Source organism: Polynucleobacter sp. UB-Siik-W21 (assembly GCF_018687415.1).
Lineage (GTDB): Bacteria > Pseudomonadota > Gammaproteobacteria > Burkholderiales > Burkholderiaceae > Polynucleobacter.
The window spans coordinates 784,244-801,042 of the sequence record NZ_CP061289.1; the positions used below are offsets into that span (position 1 = coordinate 784,244).

At 44.4% G+C, this 16,799-nt stretch carries 17 protein-coding genes; 5 read left to right on the forward strand and 12 right to left on the reverse strand.

Translation table 11 applies throughout. The annotated features are described in order from the left end of the window. Positions 1–110 precede the first annotated feature (110 nt). From motD to C2756_RS04110, 11 genes are all read right to left on the reverse strand, one after another. Entirely contained in the window at positions 111–1,013 is a 903-nt protein-coding gene (gene motD, locus C2756_RS04060; RefSeq protein ID WP_215320802.1) for a flagellar motor protein MotD, read from the reverse strand. After that, a complete protein-coding gene (locus C2756_RS04065) occupies positions 997–1,737 on the reverse strand; it encodes a flagellar motor protein (protein ID WP_088526002.1) in 741 nt (246 codons plus the stop codon). Before C2756_RS04065 ends, motD begins: the two co-directional genes overlap by 17 nt. Next, on the reverse strand, positions 1,719–2,453 hold the full coding sequence (locus C2756_RS04070) for an RNA polymerase sigma factor FliA (protein WP_088526001.1): 735 nt from the start codon (positions 2,451–2,453) through the stop codon (positions 1,719–1,721). Before C2756_RS04070 ends, C2756_RS04065 begins: the two co-directional genes overlap by 19 nt. A 4-nt stretch (positions 2,454–2,457) precedes the next feature. Continuing rightward, entirely contained in the window at positions 2,458–2,994 is a 537-nt protein-coding gene (locus tag C2756_RS04075) for a hypothetical protein (protein ID WP_215320222.1), read from the reverse strand. Beyond that, positions 2,987–4,294, reverse strand: a complete 1,308-nt coding sequence (gene flhF, locus C2756_RS04080) for a flagellar biosynthesis protein FlhF (RefSeq protein WP_215320224.1) — start codon at positions 4,292–4,294, stop codon at positions 2,987–2,989. The genes C2756_RS04075 and flhF overlap by 8 nt, the downstream gene beginning before the upstream one ends. Further along, positions 4,291–6,369, reverse strand: a complete 2,079-nt coding sequence (gene flhA / locus C2756_RS04085) for a flagellar biosynthesis protein FlhA (protein ID WP_088525998.1) — start codon at positions 6,367–6,369, stop codon at positions 4,291–4,293. The genes flhF and flhA overlap by 4 nt, the downstream gene beginning before the upstream one ends. Then, a complete protein-coding gene (gene flhB / locus C2756_RS04090) occupies positions 6,366–7,526 on the reverse strand; it encodes a flagellar biosynthesis protein FlhB (protein ID WP_215296772.1) in 1,161 nt (386 codons plus the stop codon). The genes flhA and flhB overlap by 4 nt, the downstream gene beginning before the upstream one ends. Positions 7,527–7,715: 189 nt before the next feature. Continuing rightward, on the reverse strand, positions 7,716–9,635 hold the full coding sequence (locus C2756_RS04095) for a methyl-accepting chemotaxis protein (RefSeq protein ID WP_215320226.1): 1,920 nt from the start codon (positions 9,633–9,635) through the stop codon (positions 7,716–7,718). Between the two features lie 90 nt (positions 9,636–9,725). Continuing rightward, complete coding sequence (gene motB, locus C2756_RS04100) at positions 9,726–10,691, reverse strand: flagellar motor protein MotB (protein WP_215320228.1); 966 nt, start codon at positions 10,689–10,691, stop codon at positions 9,726–9,728. A 3-nt stretch (positions 10,692–10,694) separates the two neighbouring features. Beyond that, the gene (gene motA / locus C2756_RS04105) at positions 10,695–11,558 is read right to left on the reverse strand and encodes a flagellar motor stator protein MotA (protein ID WP_215296778.1); all 864 of its coding nucleotides are present in this window, start codon (positions 11,556–11,558) and stop codon (positions 10,695–10,697) included. A 94-nt stretch (positions 11,559–11,652) separates the two neighbouring features. Beyond that, entirely contained in the window at positions 11,653–12,465 is an 813-nt protein-coding gene (locus tag C2756_RS04110; RefSeq protein WP_215320230.1) for a bifunctional 2-polyprenyl-6-hydroxyphenol methylase/3-demethylubiquinol 3-O-methyltransferase UbiG, read from the reverse strand. Positions 12,466–12,641: 176 nt separating this feature from the next. On the opposite strand from C2756_RS04110, the gene C2756_RS04115 reads away from it, so the two are divergent. From C2756_RS04115 to C2756_RS04125, 3 genes are read left to right on the forward strand one after another with little or no spacing between them, the layout of a single operon-like run. Beyond that, a complete protein-coding gene (locus C2756_RS04115) occupies positions 12,642–12,896 on the forward strand; it encodes a hypothetical protein (RefSeq protein ID WP_215320232.1) in 255 nt (84 codons plus the stop codon). After that, positions 12,893–13,552 (forward strand): FlgO family outer membrane protein, encoded by a 660-nt coding sequence (locus C2756_RS04120; protein WP_215320234.1) that lies wholly within the window; start codon positions 12,893–12,895, stop codon positions 13,550–13,552. The genes C2756_RS04115 and C2756_RS04120 overlap by 4 nt, the downstream gene beginning before the upstream one ends. A gap of 53 nt (positions 13,553–13,605) precedes the next feature. After that, positions 13,606–14,202 (forward strand): FlgO family outer membrane protein, encoded by a 597-nt coding sequence (locus C2756_RS04125; protein ID WP_215320236.1) that lies wholly within the window; start codon positions 13,606–13,608, stop codon positions 14,200–14,202. A gap of 4 nt (positions 14,203–14,206) precedes the next feature. Here the strand turns inward: C2756_RS04125 and C2756_RS04130 are convergent, their stop codons facing one another. Next, positions 14,207–15,466 (reverse strand): response regulator, encoded by a 1,260-nt coding sequence (locus C2756_RS04130; protein WP_215320238.1) that lies wholly within the window; start codon positions 15,464–15,466, stop codon positions 14,207–14,209. Between the two features lie 399 nt (positions 15,467–15,865). Here C2756_RS04130 and flhD point away from each other — a divergent pair, with 399 nt between their 5' ends. Then, positions 15,866–16,198, forward strand: coding sequence for a flagellar transcriptional regulator FlhD (gene flhD, locus C2756_RS04135; protein ID WP_088525987.1), 333 nt, complete (start codon positions 15,866–15,868; stop codon positions 16,196–16,198). A 37-nt stretch (positions 16,199–16,235) separates the two neighbouring features. Further along, positions 16,236–16,799 carry a flagellar transcriptional regulator FlhC gene (flhC, locus tag C2756_RS04140; protein ID WP_088525986.1) on the forward strand — a complete coding sequence of 188 codons (564 nt, stop codon included), beginning with the start codon at positions 16,236–16,238 and terminating at the stop codon, positions 16,797–16,799.

The following is a 16,799-nucleotide window of genomic DNA, read 5'->3' on the forward strand; positions in this document are numbered from 1 at the left end:
ATGATCAAAATGACAAAGAGGAGGGGGCCGAGTAGATCGAGGAATGACATAGGGTGAGATTATAGCGTCAGTGTGTTTCTGCAGTTACAGATGATTCTTATATCACTATTTTATTGACTCTTGGTTTCCATGGGCTGAGTCTGAGGCAGTATCGCTGGTTGGGCTAATGGTTGGGCTAACTTAGCAGGAGTAATATCTGAGCCTGGTTGTTGACCAGAATCACTTAATAACAAAATAGAGACCCTTCTATTTTTTGCTTTACCCGCCGCAGTGTCATTGGACTCTATCGGTCTGGATGAGCCAAATCCGGTTGCACTCAAGCGTGCCTCACTAATGCCTTTTTGATTCAAGATATTGAGAACGGTAGTTGCCCTGATAGCGGAGAGCTCCCAGTTGGAGTTGAAGGCTTTGGTATTGATGGGTTGGTTATCAGTGTGACCTTCAATATCAATCGCTTGATCACTTTTGGCTAGAATAGGGGCAATTTGCGCTAGCGTATTGAGCGCCGCAGGACTAGTGACACTGGCTGATCCAGGGCTAAATAAATAGCTATCAATGATGTCAATGCGCACGCCTTTAGAGGTTTGCATGACGCCAATCTTGCCATCTTCAATCAGCGGTTTTAAAGCCGTAGTCAGGTCTTTTTCAACCCGATTCATCTTCTCCCGCTTGATAAAAGCCATGTCACGTTTGAGTCTAATGAGACCCAGGGGGTCAATCAAGATAGGGCTTGATTCAGTTTGAGTCCCTGCGATCTCTCCACTAGGCTTTATTTTGGTATTGATTTTGCTATCACCCTCAGTCGTTTGTACTGGCGCAAAAGCCGATATCAGTGAATTGGACAAGGCATCGTACTTTTTCTCATTAATGCTTGAACTAGCGTACATCACCACAAAAAAGGCAAAGAGCAGGGTGATGAAATCGGCGTAGGATACCAACCAGCGATCATGGTGTTCGTGATCTTCTGGGCGTTTACGTCGCTTTAAGGGAGGATTTTTAAAGGAGGTATCCAGACAAACGGTCCTCTATCACCTTGGTATGTTCGCCATAAGCAATCGATGCTAAGGACTCAACTAACATCTCGTATTTTGAGACCTCAAGTTGCAATAGGGTTTTGAGTTTATTAGCAATCGGAATGAACACCAGGTTAGCTAAGCCCACACCGTAAATCGTTGATACGAAGGCGATTGCAATGCCGCTACCCAGCAATGTCGGATCAGATAGGTTTTCCATCACATGGATCAAGCCCATCACTGCCGCCAAAATACCAATCGTAGGAGCATAACCACCCGCAGAATCCCAAATCTTGATCGCATTACGCTCATGTAGCTCATATTGATAAATATCATTGGCGCCGATTTCTTTAATGGTTTGCGGTGGCGCGCCATCAATGGCTAAACGGAGAATCTTTTTCACAAAAGGATCAGGCGTCTCAACCATAAAGTTTTCTAACTTTAAGACACCTTCTTTTCTGACTACCATGCTCCAGTGAGAAATTTCCATTGCCAAAGCAGTGCGCTGATCAATGGGCTCTACAAAGACATATTTGAGTTTGGCAATGCCGCTACGAAAATTAACGGGGCGACTTTGCAGTAAGACCGCACCAAAAGTGCCAAAGGTCACAATAAAAAAGGCTGAAGGCTGGAGTAGTGATCCAATTCTGCCGCCATCAATCGATTGACCAATCAAAATACCAATGAGTGCAAGTGCAATACCGCCTAGGCTGGCCCAGTCCATAATTTCTCTTTTAAGGTTGCGCGTATCCGAGCGACTGCTTGGCTATGCATTTGGGAAACACGGGATTCAGTGACGCTCATGACAGCGCCAATTTCTTTTAAGTTGAGTTCTTGTTCGTAATACAAGCCCATCAACATTTTTTCTCGTTCTGGCAAGGCGTCAATCGACTGCTTCAGGGCTTCTTTAAAGTCTTTGGACAGTAAGCCATTAATGACATCGCTTTTATTATTCTGAATAAAGCGATCTAAGAAGTGATCTTCTTCTTCGCCCTTATGGACATCTTCAAAATAAATGAGTTGATGACCACTACAGTCAGTCAACATCTGAAAGTAATCGGCAATATCAAGCTTGAGCTTTTTGGCAACTTCGCTTTCTGAAGGAGCTCTGCCAAGGCTTTGTTGCAAGCTAGCAATCGCTTTTTCAACATCGCGCATTTGTTTACGAACATTGCGAGGCAACCAGTCCGCATTACGCAGTTCATCCATGATCGCCCCATGAATGCGCTGGGTCGCATAGGTCTTGAACTGGGCACCTTGATTATCTTGGTACTTACCGGCGGCATCTAATAGACCCATCATGCCCGCTTGGATCAAATCATCTGCTTCCACACTAGCCGGTAATTTGGCCTTGATCTGATAAGCCATCTTCTTGACCAGGTCGGCGTATTGATGGACCAGAGTTTCTTTCTGGTCTGTTTTTCCGTCGGCCTTGTACATGATCTTATTGAGTAGGGGCTATACCAAATTGGGTAGTAAAAATAGGGTCTCTAGTAATCATGCGTGTCACTACAGGGGATGAGTCCATGACGACTGGGCTTACCCAACTGTTGCTAAGTGTACTAAAACCCATGATTTCCAGTTGAATCTGTGAAAAAGCCCGGCTGGCATGCTTGAGGTTACGAAAGACGGTCTTCGCAGTCTCAGGATTTTGGGCGCTCACGATGATCCCAAAGACCCGGTTTTCAGGGCTTTTCGCCAATAATTTGATGATCCCAAAGGCACGCTTAATAGACTCTGAGCTTTGCGCCAACTTGAGTACGATTTCATGCTGGTTCAAGAGGGCTAGGGGCAGCTCTTGGGTGTGATCCAGACTCATATCGATAAAGTGGATATTGCTCCTATCGATTTCCTTGACCAAATCGGGCAATAGGTAACCTTTACCTTGAGCTAGCCTCGCACCCAAGCTTTTGATAGCACAAGCCTTGGTGGGCATCAAAATTCGTCTGAGGCCCTCTGCTTGATCGCGTGGATTAAGCATATTGTGCTTGCCCTAATGTCATTACGCTAGATTTGCTGAAAAAAGCGGGCAAGTCTTCTGGTCTGACAATCGAGAGGTGATCGCTAGAGTCTTCTTGTTTGAAGGCTTCTTCAATCAAAGCGATTTTATCTACCAGAGCAATGTCTTCTGGAACGCGCTGACCATTAGTGAGATAGAGTACTTTTAGCTTGTTTTGCAAGATGACATTGATCACGCTTCCCAAACCAATGGCCTCATCTGCCTTAGTGATGATGCAGCCATCTAAACCTCTGCCAGCAAAAGCCTTGCTGACATTATTGAGGGTATCTAAGGTACCGCTGGCATTTAAGCAAATGATTTTTTTGATATCGCGTGATGCCTCGCAGAGCATATCGAGTTGGCTGCTGACCATCTTATCTTTTTGGCTCAAACCGGCCATATCGATCAGAACAAGTTTTTTGTCTTGCAACTTCTCTAAAGTTTGTTGTAATTCTTGGGCATCTTTAGCAGCAAACACTTCAACACCTAAAATCTTGCCATAAATACGTAATTGCTCATGGCCGCCAATGCGGTAGGTGTCCGTGCTCACTAAGGCAATGTCTTGGTTGCCATGTTTGAGGACAAAGCGTGAAGCAATTTTGGCGATCGTCGTAGTCTTACCAACGCCAGTAGGCCCAAGCAAAGCATAGATACCATGTTGATTCATGATCTCTGCTTCATTTTCTAGAACTTGCATATTCTTGGCGAGTAAGTTCATTGCCCAAGGTTTAGCTTCTTTAGCTGAAAAATCGGACGGTAATTTGCTAATAACGCGCTTAGCTAAATCTAAATTAAAGCCAGCAGATAAAAATTGGCTCATCAAATCACGCTTATTCGGGCTGAACTCGAGGGTGCTATTAGAGAGGGTTTCTAACTGTGCCTGAAACTGGTTGCGCATCTCGCGCATCTCCTTGAGCATCCCTTGAATTTGTGGATGGTTGATGATCTCTACAGGCTGCTCTTTAGGCACCATGACTTCCATATGAGAAGGAGTCAACTCCACAGGAGTGGCGGTCACCTTAGAGCTAGATCTACCATTAAGTAAATCGACCGTCTCTTGTACCTTTTTAGCTTGCAAGGCTTTTTCTGCCTTTTCCTTAGCGCTACTGACGCTGTCGAGTAGCTTGGAGCCTGGAAGGGTGATCGATTCACTGCGTGCCAAAATTTCGGTCCAGCCGTTAATTGAACGATTAGAAATAATGGTAGCGTCTTCACCAAGCTCTTCTTTGACTTGCATCAAAGCCTGACGAGTCGTTTTGGCTAGAAATTTTTTCATGGTCATACTGAACCTCCAATTAAGTTGGCAACACGGATAGTTTTAGAATCAGGTAATTCTTCATGAGACAGCACACGTAAGTTAGGCGTGACTCTCTTCAAAAATTTGGCTAAGGTAGCGCGTAAGGGTGAAGCAACGAGTAATACCGGAGAATGTCCGTTTCTCTCTTGCTCTTTGGCAGCTTCATTCGCCTCATTGGCAAGGGTTTTGGCAATACCTGGCTCAATCGAGCTATTGTCACCAGAACCCGTGACTGCTTGCATCAATAAACGCTCAAGATTGTTCTCTAATGAAATCACTGACATCTCATTACTGTTAGGGAAGAGTTGCTGCGTAATCGCGCGACCCAATTTCACTCTGACTTTGGCAGTCAGATCAGCGGGATCTTGAGTGTGGGGTGCGTATTCAATCAGCGTTTCCATAATGGTGCGCATATCGCGGATCGTGACACCTTCAGCCAAGAGGTTTTGCAGTACTTTTTGCACTACTGAGATGGTGAGTAATTTTGGAATCAGGTCTTCAACCAATTTTGGCGACTCTTTGCCGAGTAAGGTCACTAATTGTTGAACCTCTTGATGACCTAATAGCTCTGAAGCATGCATGCCCACCACATGATTTAGGTGAGTAGCAATTACGGTGCTGGCGTCTACAACGGTATAGCCTTTACTTTGCGCCTCTTCACGCAGTGAGTGATCAATCCAAGTAGCTGGTAAGTCGAAAGCAGGGTCTGAAGTGACGGGACCAGGTAATTCACCGGTGACATTGCCAGGGTTGATCGCCAAGAACTGACCGTAGTGAGATTCGCCTTTAGCAATTTCAACGCCCTTGAGTTTGATGACATAGGCGGAAGGCTTGAGATCTAGGTTGTCACAAATATGCACAGGCGGGGTTAAGAAACCCACATCTTGAGCAAACTTTTTACGCAAGGCCTTGATCCGCTTAATTAAATCGCCACCATGGCGTGCATCGACTAGCGGCACTAAGCGAAAGCCGACTTCAAGACCCAAAGCATCAACTGGCATGACATCATCCCAAGTCGCATCGATAGACTCTTGCGCCACTTCTTCGCTGGCTTTTGTCTCTGACTCCAGCAGTTTTTTGGTTTGACTCTTCAATGAGTAAGCAATACCGCCAAGGGTGGCTGCAAGCAATAGGAATGCCAAATTGGGCATGCCAGGAATGAGACCCATGCCGCCAATAATGATGGCGGTGATATTGAGAACCTTGGGATTAGTAAAGAGTTGCTTGGTCAACTGTGTACCAATATCTTGATTATTGGCTACGCGCGATACCACGATACCAGCAGCAACAGAAATAATGAGTGATGGAATTTGCGCGACTAAGCCATCACCAATGGCTAGCAGAGTGTAATTTTTTACCGCATCACTAAAGCTCAAATCATGCTGGAGCATGCCGACAATCAGGCCGCCCAAAATATTAATGACGATGACGAGGATGCCCGCAATCGCATCACCACGCACATATTTAGAGGCACCATCCATAGCACCATAAAACTCTGCTTCTTGACCAATTTCAGCGCGGCGACTGCGGGCTTCATCTTGGCCAATTAAGCCTGCATTGAGATCAGCATCAATCGCCATTTGCTTACCTGGCATTGCATCTAAAGTAAAACGAGCACCCACTTCAGCAATACGACCAGCACCTTTGGTAACCACCGTAAAGTTAATGATGGTCAAAATAATGAAGACCACGATACCGACAGCGTAATTACCGCCAATCAGGAAGTGTCCGAAAGCTTCGATTACCTTACCAGCCGCTGCAGGACCGGTATGACCTTCCGTTAATACTAAGCGGGTAGAAGCCACGTTCAAGCTCAGGCGTAACATGGTGGTGACTAAGAGTACTGTTGGAAAGGCTAAAAAATCCAAAGGCTTGGAAGTTTGTAGGCCAATCATCAATACCAAAATAGACAAGGCAATGTTGAAGGTGAATAAAAGATCTAAGCCAATTGCCGGTATCGGCAAAATCATCATGGCTAGCAACAGCACAATGATGATAGGACCCGCAACCGTCTTGCTGTTGAGACTTTTAAGAGAGTCTAAAAATTGTGTGAAGTTCATGATGCAAGCTCAAGTTGCTTACTGCTAGATAAAGGATCTAATTCATCGGGCACAACAATGTTGTGCGGTTGAGTTGGGTAAGCACCGCTGCGACCATTGAAGTTCTTGACCTGGAATACAAAGGCCAAAATCTCAGCAACCGCGAGGTATAAAGATTCTGGAATTTCTGCATCAAGCTCCGTATTAGCGTAAATCGCACGCGCAAGCTTAGGTGATTCCAGGATCAAAATTTCATGTTCTTTGGCAATCTCCCGAATGCGTAGCGCTAAGGTGTCGGTACCCTTTGCTAACAGCATTGGTGCTCGCATATCACCTTCTTTGTATTGAATAGCAACCGAGTAGTGCGTAGGGTTGGTGATAATCACATCTGCTTTTTGCACATTTGACATCATGCGGCGGCGTGACATCTCTCTTTGTTGTTGACGAATCTTGGCTTTGATTTCGGGGTTGCCGTTACCTTCTTTAGATTCTTGTTTTAATTCTTGACGGCTCATCTTGTGTTTTTCAGCGTAGCTATACAACTGATACGGCACGTCAACCAAAGCAATGGCTACCAAGGCACCCACAATAAAAATAAATGACTGCACCAGAAATAAACCGGTCTTTGCTAAACCGACCTCTACTGGAATGAGTGAGAGGGTGATCAGCTCTGCAAAATCAGCAGCAATAACGTAATAGGCCACTATGCCAATGAGCGTTGCCTTGGCGATGGATTTAAACAGTTCTACTAAAGAATTTTTAGAAAAGAGATTGCCCATACCTTTGATGGGATCCAGTCTTTCAAAGTTAGGAACTAATAAGTTGGTACTGAAGTTCCAGCCGCCCACCAATACTGGCGCTGCTAAAGCGGCAATGGTTAAAGCAAAGCCTAATGGAGCAAAGGCAATCAATAAGTCGATGATTTGATCAGATAAGCGCCCAAGACCTGCTTCAGTGTTAAACGCTAGTCTGCTATCAAAGGTTAAGCCATTGCTTAAGAGATCTTTGAGGGAAGCATTTAGGTGAGATCCTAAGCCCCAGATAGATAGTCCGGCAGTAAACAGCAAGACGCAAGTCGCCAATTCCCTTGAGCGAGGAACGTCACCCTCTTCGTACGCTTTTTCTAGTCGCGTCGACGAGGCCTGTTCTGATTTTTCTAAATCGCTTTCTTCTGCCACCGCTACACCTTAAAAAGGATTAATTTGCTGATAAATGATTTTCAGCGAGCGGGGTGTAAATGAATTGCTGGAAAAGGAGGGTGAACCCCCCTTAATTCAAGCTTCTAAAACTGGGATTATTAGCAATAGATAGCTAAAAACACCGGTTTTAGTCAGATTTTTGGGTAAAAAACTTACCCAAATTTGAGCTTAAAACAGCTTCCAGTCAGGGTCTTTTTCAGCTGGGTTTGTTGGGGGATTCTCAGCTTCTGGACTCTTTGATGTATCAGGCAAAACGACATTCAAAGGGGCATTTTGAGGCTCTGAAACCGTTAATTGACCAAAAGTTTGGGCTAGGGTGTTGGCGTGTTGCAAGAGCGCCTCGCCACTATGGACCGTATCTTTCATGGTTTCTACATTTTTCTGGGCAATTTTTTCGACCTGAGATACGGCGCTGTTCACTTCATAGAGGTTCAAGCTCTGATCTAAAGAGGCGGTAGTGATGTTGGCGCTCATATCGGCGACATATTGTGTGGAGCTAGCAATACGCTCGACCACCTTATTAATACTATCCATTTTTTCAGCAGGAATTCCTGACTGAGCTACTTCAGCAGTGAGGGTATTCGCCATCTCAGAGGTAGAAACTGCCATGAGACGAGCCTGTTTGGCGTTTTCAGCGTTTTGTTTTGTGCTATCACCCAAGCTTTGCATCTTGAGATTAGAGCTTTGCAAGACCTGAGCTTGCTCTTCGGCGCCCTTGATGAGGCTTGTATGGTAAAGCGTTAACTCTTTAGCCAACTTTTGAATCTCAACCCCTTGACCTTTAGCAAAGCTACTGAGCTCTTCCATCTTATCTAGGAGTTGATTCATGGTTTTATTGAGTAAATTAACTTCTTCCAGTTCGCTATCAACCGCAAGACGTTTACTCAAATCATGATTTTGTAGCGCTACGGGAATAGCTTGAGCTTGTGTTAAGGCTTTTTGGAGAGCTTGTTGCACACTACGTTGCGCAGACTCAGAGACTTGACCCTTTTGCATTGCCAGGTCAATAGTCGTATTGAGTTCTTGCGCGAATTCATAAAAAGCACCACGATGCTGATCAGCATCTCGGCGGCCTAATAACTTTCCATCTTGCATGGCGGCATTCAAAATGCTGGTATCGAGCATGAACTGCTTCCACTCGCCTTGAATCGCTTTAATGGCTGCCATCGCACTGCTATGGTCACCTGCGCTCAATGTAATGCGGTAATCCAATTGACCACTAGCGATATAGCCTGCAGCCTTAGTTAATTCTTCAGGACTAGCGCCTAAGCTGTGTTTCAGAGTTCTTGAGATTAGGAGTGCCAAGCCAAGCATGATCAGCATGCCAACAGTAATGATCATCAGCTTATCAGTAGGCATGCCATTAACAGAGGATGGCACATTTGACTTAACTGAAGAGGCTTCACTTGACGTATTTGTTATTTCAACTACTGGAACTGAAGGTGCTGCAGGCGCAACTTCTGTCACACTTTTCTTTTGTAAGGCAATGAGTTTTGTACTCGCTTGGGCTTTGATGAGCGCATCTACATCAGCCATCACTTGTGTTTGCATGCCTTGGGTGCGGGCGAGCAGGGCGCTGGCTTGCGATAAGTAGTTCACTTGCAAAAGGTCCACAGTCGGCTTGATCGATTGGTTAACCAGTTTGTCAAAATCGCTTGTAAATTGTGTTGCTAATGTTTTTTCTTCAGCGCTTAAAGGACTCGCTAAATAAGATTGCCAAATAGCATTCATATCTGCGAGATCTTGAGTAACACGGTCCGCTAAATTGCGCACTTCTTCTGAGACAGGATCAGGTGCTTTTTTTTCTGCATAAGCAGTATTTAAAAAGATGCGATTTTGTGCAATTAACTCTTTGAGCTTATTTAAATCGACAGGTGCCGGAGCCTCATCTTTTGGTGAGTCAGGAGTTGTGTTTTTAGCGGAAGTAGAGCTTGCAGACTTACCAGAGATTTTGAACTCCGGTGCCCAGCTTTGGGTATTGAGCAAAAGCAGACCCGCCATCAAGAGCGCGGTCAATAACATGCCGATTAAGCCAACTTTGACTGGCAAGTAAGGAAGCTTAGGAAAGCCGGTCTTTAGTGTCATCATGATCTACATTATTACAAATAGGCGAAAGGGTAAATGCTTTTAATAGTGTATAGAGTAGAGGCGATAGGTATCACTGATTAGGGCTCAGCATTACGGCTTAGCGGCGGGCTTAACATCAGGCTTAGTGTCTGTTGCCTTAACTGCGGCTGCCTTTGCATCAGGAGCCCCTGCTTGAATGCCTTTTTGAACTGATTCGGCATTACCTGCCTCAATAGACATATTTTTCTCAATGCGTTCTTGAGCTTTTTTGTTCATCACAATAATCGAGATGCGGCGATTAATGGGGTTTAATGGGTCTGCCTTGTCGTATAAAACGGCAGAAGATAGACCGATAACCTGCAATAGTTTGGTTTCATCCATGCCGCCATTCACTAACTCTCGTCTCGCAGCATTGGCGCGGTCTGCAGATAATTCCCAGTTGCTATAAGACTTTTCTTTATTAGGGAAAGGGTGTGCATCGGTATGGCCAGATAGGGTGAGTTTATTTTCAACACCATTCAATGACTTGCCAATGGCCTTCATAATATCGCGTGCATAAGACTGAAGCTCATCATCAGATAAGGCAAACATCGGTCTTTTGAGGTTATCTACAATCTGAATTCGCAAACCATCTTCAGTAATGTCAATTAATACTTGTTGTTTATAGCTTTTAAGTTGAGGATTATCTTGAATGACAGATTCAACTTTGGTCTTCAGTTGCTTAAGGCCTTCTTCATCCAGCATTTTTTGCGGAGATTTATCGCTGTTGTCATCCGCTTTAGAAACTTCACCATCCTTACGCGTGAGATCTTTACCGCCGCCAACAAAAATGCCGCTTGCTCCTGTAGTGCTAGGGCCAGTGGAAACAATTTTTTCAATTGGCATCTTGAAGTATTCAGAGATACCCTTTAAATCTTCCTTAGAGACTGAGGCTAATAGCCACATCAGCAAGAAGAAGGCCATCATGGCCGTCACGAAGTCTGCATAAGCAATCTTCCATGCTCCTCCGTGATGTCCACCAGCAACTTTTTTAATACGTTTTACAACAATGAGAGGCTTATCTTCTTTCGTAGCCATGCATTAACGCGTTTTGGCGCCTTTAATGTACTCTTCGAGTTCAATAAATTCAGGTCGCTCAGTCGAATTTAATACCTTACGTCCAAACTCTACGGCAATTGTTGGTGCGTAACCATTTAAGCTCGCTAGCAAAATCGTCTTAGCAGTTTGGAGCATCTTGGTAGATTCATTGAGTTTCTGTTCCAGGATAGTGGCCAGTGGTCCAACAAAGCCATAGCAGAGCAAAATACCTAAGAAGGTTCCCACAAGAGCGTGTGCAATCATGACGCCTAGTTCATTGTTAGATACTTGACCTACGGATGACATGGTGTGAACCACACCCATCACCGCAGCAACAATACCAAACGCTGGCATACCGTCGGCCATCTTTGCGATCGCATGGCACACTGCATGACCTTCATTGTGGTGAGTCTCAATATCCACATCCATCAGGTTTTCAATTTGGAAGGGCTCCATATTGCCGGAGAGCATCATCCGTAAGTAATCGCATAAAAAGTCCATCAAATGATGGTCTTTCATAATCTTTGGGTACTTGGTGAAGATGGCGCTGTTTTCTGGATTTTCTACATCTTTTTCGATGGCCATCATGCCGTCTTTACGAATCTTGGTCAAAAACTCAAACATCATGGCTAGCAAATCTAAATAGAGCGCTTTACTGTAACCAGACGGAGCAAGCACAGTCGGTAGGGCTGCAACCGTTGCTTTAATGGTTTTCATGTCATTACCGACTAAAAAGGCACCAAATGCAGCACCTCCAATCATCAATAACTCGATCGGTTGAAGCAGGGCCGCAAGGTGACCGCCGGCCATCATGAATCCGCCGAAGACTGAGAAAATAACGACTACGTAACCAATGATGACAAACACAAGAAGCCCCTTTTTGTCTGAATAACAGAAGAATACATGTGATTACGACATTTAATTGCCTGAATAAAGCAAGATTATGGTGCCTGTCTTCCCGTTAAGCGGGGCGATATTGACCCATTTTGTAGACGTAGCACTCCCGTTGATCTGAGCTAAAGATCATTTTCTGGGATTCATGAATGTTGGGCACGGGGAATTCATGACTCAGTAAGAGGCTTTCACCACCCATCTCTAGAAGGGCTTTTTGCCATAAATCGGGCATAGCGGCTGGTGAAAGGTAGGCAAAAATCAGGTCATAGTTGGCAAAATCAACCTTTTCATAGTTACCAAGACGAAAACGAGTGGGTGATCTGAGGAATTTGGACTGAATAACGCTCATCATCCAGGGTAAAGGGGCTATTTCAATGCCTTCAACGCAAGATTCTGGTCGTAACTGGGCCATACGAATTGCAAAATTACCTAGGCCACTGCCAATTTCCAAAATTCTGAGCTTTTTGCCTGGCAAAAGTTCAGAAACGGCATTCCAAACCTCGGGCTTGGAGGGGTAAAAGGGCACTTGAGTGATAAAAACCGACCAAAAAAGGGCTGCGGTGAGTAGAAAGCCAATTAAAAAATAGCTGGTCGGAATATCCAGTGCCAGCGCAACCCAAATAGCCAAGGGAAAAAGCAGGTGAATATACCGCCACCAATGGGCCATTCGAAAGGTAATGCTTAAAAAATAGGCAATTATTCCTTGCGCTATTAAAAGAACTACCAGATTGGGAAAGGCGCTAGGTAAAAAGCTTGGGAAATGAAAGTCTAGTTGTATCGCAAACCAGCAAAGGGCAGTCGCTAGAACAAAAGCGCAGCATTGGATGAGTAGGGCAATCAGCGCAGGCGGAACCTTACTAAATAAAAAATGCTTTGCCATTAAATCGGTGACTTCTGAAAATTCATTTCACTAAATCCTCATCAATCGCAATTTTGAGCCGTAAAGGGAATATAGGAATCCATACAAGCGCGCCATATTAAGCAGTGCGGTGTCAAAACGTTTGTTGGTATTGAAGTATTCAAATGAAGCAGTGTCGAAGTTTTTGGGCTAAGGATATGTTGCGTTTAAATTATCTTTCATTATTGATTGCGAGTCTTCTGATTTGTTCAGGATGCACTTCTGCGAGCTCGCCCTATGCAGTCAATTGTGATAATTGCAACTCACAGCCTTACTATTCAGTCATGATTATTCAGCCAGGGATGTCCAGTGATTTTCCGGTGAGTTATCGCGTTCGACTGCCTGAAAGCGATACCAAGGTCAATAAGATGATGCCAACTGAGACCGTAAGTTCTAGATCGGTTGCGCAATGAAACTACTATTAAACACACTCTCCGCCATGGGGCGTGGTACCTTTGCCTGCACTCTATTGACTGCATTAACTTGCCTCACTTCTGCTCATGCACAGACCCAGCCAGGTCAAGAAAAGACAGTTTCACCTTATCCGTTTCGCTATGAGCCCATTTCTTTAGTACCAAGCACTTCATCAACTGGGGCACTCAATACTGCTTCGATGTTTATTGCTGAGCAGCTTGAGCGCAATCTTTCTCCAGAGATGAGAAGCCGCGCTTTGGTAGTAACTGATTTTGTTGCTCTGAATACCTTGAATGAGACTTCTCAGTTGGGCCGTCTCTTAGCGCAAAACTTAATGCATGAAATGCAATTAAGAAATTGGTCCGTCACAGATATCACCTTCAGAAAAAATATTCTGATTGAAGCTAGTGGTGAGTTTTCTTTGAGTAGGGATGTCAAACAACTCAAGCCACCAGTGCAAACTGGCAGCATCATCACTGGTACTTATGTGAATACTGCTGAAGGTTTGATTTTGAACGTCAGAATGATTCAGGTGATCAGTGGCGCGGTGGTCTCAACGGCGCAAGTGAAGTTGCCTGCTGATCGTCTGATCTCGCATTTGTTGGATGGTCCTCCAAGACCGCCAACCATGACAGTCTTAAATCTCACTAATTAATCCCACTAGCATCCACTAGTAGAATACGACTTTTATTGATATTCTGAATCGATATGTCTATTCGTCCTGCCTCTCGCTTTACTTTCTTACCTCTAGCCGTTGTTTTGCTGAGCGTGCTTTTAGGTCTGACAGCGTGTGGCACTACCAGTCGCAGTGATGCGCAATGCCTCACGTTTGAAGATAAGTTGCAAGCAACCGATTTGACTGCGCTGGTATCCGGCATGGCAACCGAACTGAATACGGCATTACCTAAGTTTGATCCTAATGGCCCAGATGAATACGGCGTATTGCTCGTTGCCGATTTTGTGAATGTCAATACTCTCAAAGCAGAACCGAATGTCTTGGTGATGAGCGAGATGATGCGTACTTATTTAGCGCGCATACCAGGCAAGAGGGTTGTGCAAGTTGAGTTTGGTAAAGATATTCGCATCAGTGATACGGGTATTGTGTCTTTGACTCGTAAGATTGGGCAGACTGGCAATACCAAGGTTGGCGCTAGCCAGGTGATTGTTGGCACTTATCTCAACATGCCTAATAAGCTGGTGATTAATGTCAAAGCCATTGACCCAAGCAATCAAATTATTAGTGCAGCGATTGTGCGCGAGTTGAACTACACGTGCAGCGCTGGCAAATTAAGACTAGATAAATAGCAGGCTATTTCATCCAAAGAGCGAGTTGCTTGACTAGCTCTTGAGGGTCCACTGTTTTAGCAATACAGCCATTCATTCCATGATCAAGGCATTGCTGAGAGGTATCAGCGCATACCCTGGCACTCAGCCCAATAATTGGTAAATGCTGAAGATGTTCTTGTTGTCGAATGAGTTTGCATGCTTGCAAGCCATCCAATACAGGCATGTGAATATCCATCAACACCGCGTCGTATTGCTTGGTCTTGAGTAGCTCCAAAGCATCTTGACCATTGCTGGCCACGTCAATACTCGCCCCAAAAATTTCTAAAAATTCTTTGAGAGCCTCTTGTGCTATCACATTATCTTCAGTGAGCAGAATGATGCGATCTTGCAGTAGCTTATCTTGGAGATCTTGCTTGACAGTACTGCGCTCTGAGCGCGCTTCAGGTTGATCAAGATATTGTTTTACTTTGATCCGTGTGGTCGTGAGCATCTCTAAAAAATGGTGGTAGTTCTCTGTTTGGAGTAGACCCAGCCTTAAATCTGCCTCCAGAAATTCAGCGGCAGCAAAAACTGCTTCAGCACCAATCGTGGCTGCAGATCCTTTAAATCCATGAATGCGACTTTGTGCAGCTTGGTAATCATTCATGGCAATTTCATTTTGAAGACCCACACTGCAATCGCGACAATCTAATGCAAAGAGATTTAGAAGTTTATGGGTCAAAGAGATATCAGCCATGAAGAGGGCTAGTTTTTTGAAGTTAAATCCAGACAGTTCCCCTAGGGGGCTGTCGGCAAGATCTTGATCGGGCGCCATGCTTGGATAGGAAGTATGCAAATCAGTATCGGAAACCTTCAATTGCGAAATCCAACTCACCAATGTTTGATATAGCTTGTCTGGGTCGATGGGTTTGCTAATAAAGTCATTCATCCCATGGTCAAAGCATTGCTGAACCTCATCTGCAAATACCCCTGCACTGAGTCCAATGATGGGTAAAGACTTCAGATGTTCTTGCTCTCGAATTTGTTTGCATGCTTGCAAGCCATCGAGCACGGGCATCTGAATATCCATTAAGACTGCGTCGTATTGCTTGATCTTTAATAGTGCTAAAGCATCTTGGCCATTGCTAGCAATATCAATACGAGCACCCGCGCGGATTAAAAATTGCTTTATGACGGTTTGATTGATGAGGTTGTCCTCAACAATCAGGACTTGAGACCTTGCTAACACCAAATGGTGGTGATTTTTTAAATCCTCAGCAGATGTGGTGTTGTTTATAGTCACAACTTCACGCTTTATTTGCTGTGAATTGAGTGCGGTAAATCTGCTGATCTTGATATACAGGCTGCAGAGCAGGGCAGTAGAGCAATGTACCCAAATCTTTGTTGGTAGCTAAGTTTTGAATGCTTTGCGGCGTATACAAAATCTAGTCTCCATGTCTGCTCTAGCTTGATGCCTCGGGCTTCTGCTGGCTATTTGAATAGCCATTCTTTTATCCATTTTCTAAGATCAACTGCGCGACATTGCCGCTCATTAATCCCTACTCAAAATGGATTTTATACATATTTGTAAGTATTTTCCTTACTAAATTTGTAGCATTTATCTCATTTAGAAAAAAAATGGGTCGGGCAAACTACATCCATCGCGAAAGTACTAAATCGCATAAATTAAGTGAGATAGAACATGCAACTGATTGATAAATCACAAGAAAGCATTATGACAGAAATTCGTGAAGCGAATCTGAATTATTTAATGCTGGCTCAACAGATGATTCAAGCAGACAAGGAGCAGGCTGTTTTCCGCCTTGGCGTGAGCATGGATATCGCTGATTTAATTGGGGATTTAAGCAATTCTCAACTGATTAAGTTGGCCAGCTCCAACATGATGCTGATGCGCTTCCGCTTTGACGATGCTGCTATGTTGGGTATGCTGACCAAAAATACTAAGGGTTTATCCCAATCTATCGTCCACAGTTCTATTTTGATGGCCGGCCAAAAAGCCGAAGCCATTGCCTAAGTTCTGCAATATTCATAACGAAAGCGGAATTTAGATCATGAAAGTCAAAAGCATTGTTGGTGAAACTGAGCAGCTGCAATTAGCGATTCAGTTAATTAATTTGGGTGCGCGTCTACAGTTGCTGGAGTCACACACCTCCTTATCACGCGAGCGTTTGACTAAGCTTTATAAAGAATTAAAAGGAATCTCGCCTCCCAAAGGCATGTTGCCATTTTCAACCGATTGGTTCTTGACCTGGCAACCGAATATTCATTCTTCTTTATTTCTCAATATTTACAACTTCTTAAAAGAAAATACTGGTGTGACTGGTATTCAGGCTCTGATTAAGTCATATCAGCTCTACCTTGAGCAATATCACATCATTGAGCAGGCTGATGACCATCCGATCAGCGATGAGCCAGTCATTAGTTTGATTCGCGCATGGACACTGATTCGTTTTGTAGAGCAAAAACTTCTGAAAACTGAAACTTGTTCATGTTGTAAAGGCAAGTTTGTGGTTGATGTGTATGACCTTCACGAAGAGTACGAGTGCAATCTATGCAATGTGCCCTCCAGAGCAGGCAAGTACCAGAAGAACAAGAAGTATCTGTTGGCTGCCTAA

Bases quoted from the DNA above. Each gene is read 5' to 3' on its own strand.
- C2756_RS04110 (WP_215320230.1), bottom strand. From the start codon at position 12,465: ATGGCAAAGCATTTTTTATTTAGTAAGGTTCCGCCTGCGCTGATTGCC.
- C2756_RS04120 (WP_215320234.1), top strand. From the start codon at position 12,893: ATGAAACTACTATTAAACACACTCTCCGCCATGGGGCGTGGTACCTTT.
- C2756_RS04095 (WP_215320226.1), bottom strand. From the start codon at position 9,635: ATGATGACACTAAAGACCGGCTTTCCTAAGCTTCCTTACTTGCCAGTC.
- motB (WP_215320228.1), bottom strand. From the start codon at position 10,691: ATGGCTACGAAAGAAGATAAGCCTCTCATTGTTGTAAAACGTATTAAA.
- C2756_RS04115 (WP_215320232.1), top strand. From the start codon at position 12,642: ATGTTGCGTTTAAATTATCTTTCATTATTGATTGCGAGTCTTCTGATT.
- flhC (WP_088525986.1), top strand. From the start codon at position 16,236: ATGAAAGTCAAAAGCATTGTTGGTGAAACTGAGCAGCTGCAATTAGCG.
- flhA (WP_088525998.1), bottom strand. From the start codon at position 6,369: ATGAACTTCACACAATTTTTAGACTCTCTTAAAAGTCTCAACAGCAAG.
- flhF (WP_215320224.1), bottom strand. From the start codon at position 4,294: ATGACCATGAAAAAATTTCTAGCCAAAACGACTCGTCAGGCTTTGATG.
- flhD (WP_088525987.1), top strand. From the start codon at position 15,866: ATGCAACTGATTGATAAATCACAAGAAAGCATTATGACAGAAATTCGT.
- C2756_RS04070 (WP_088526001.1), bottom strand. From the start codon at position 2,453: ATGTACAAGGCCGACGGAAAAACAGACCAGAAAGAAACTCTGGTCCAT.
- C2756_RS04075 (WP_215320222.1), bottom strand. From the start codon at position 2,994: ATGCTTAATCCACGCGATCAAGCAGAGGGCCTCAGACGAATTTTGATG.
- C2756_RS04125 (WP_215320236.1), top strand. From the start codon at position 13,606: ATGTCTATTCGTCCTGCCTCTCGCTTTACTTTCTTACCTCTAGCCGTT.
- C2756_RS04065 (WP_088526002.1), bottom strand. From the start codon at position 1,737: ATGGACTGGGCCAGCCTAGGCGGTATTGCACTTGCACTCATTGGTATT.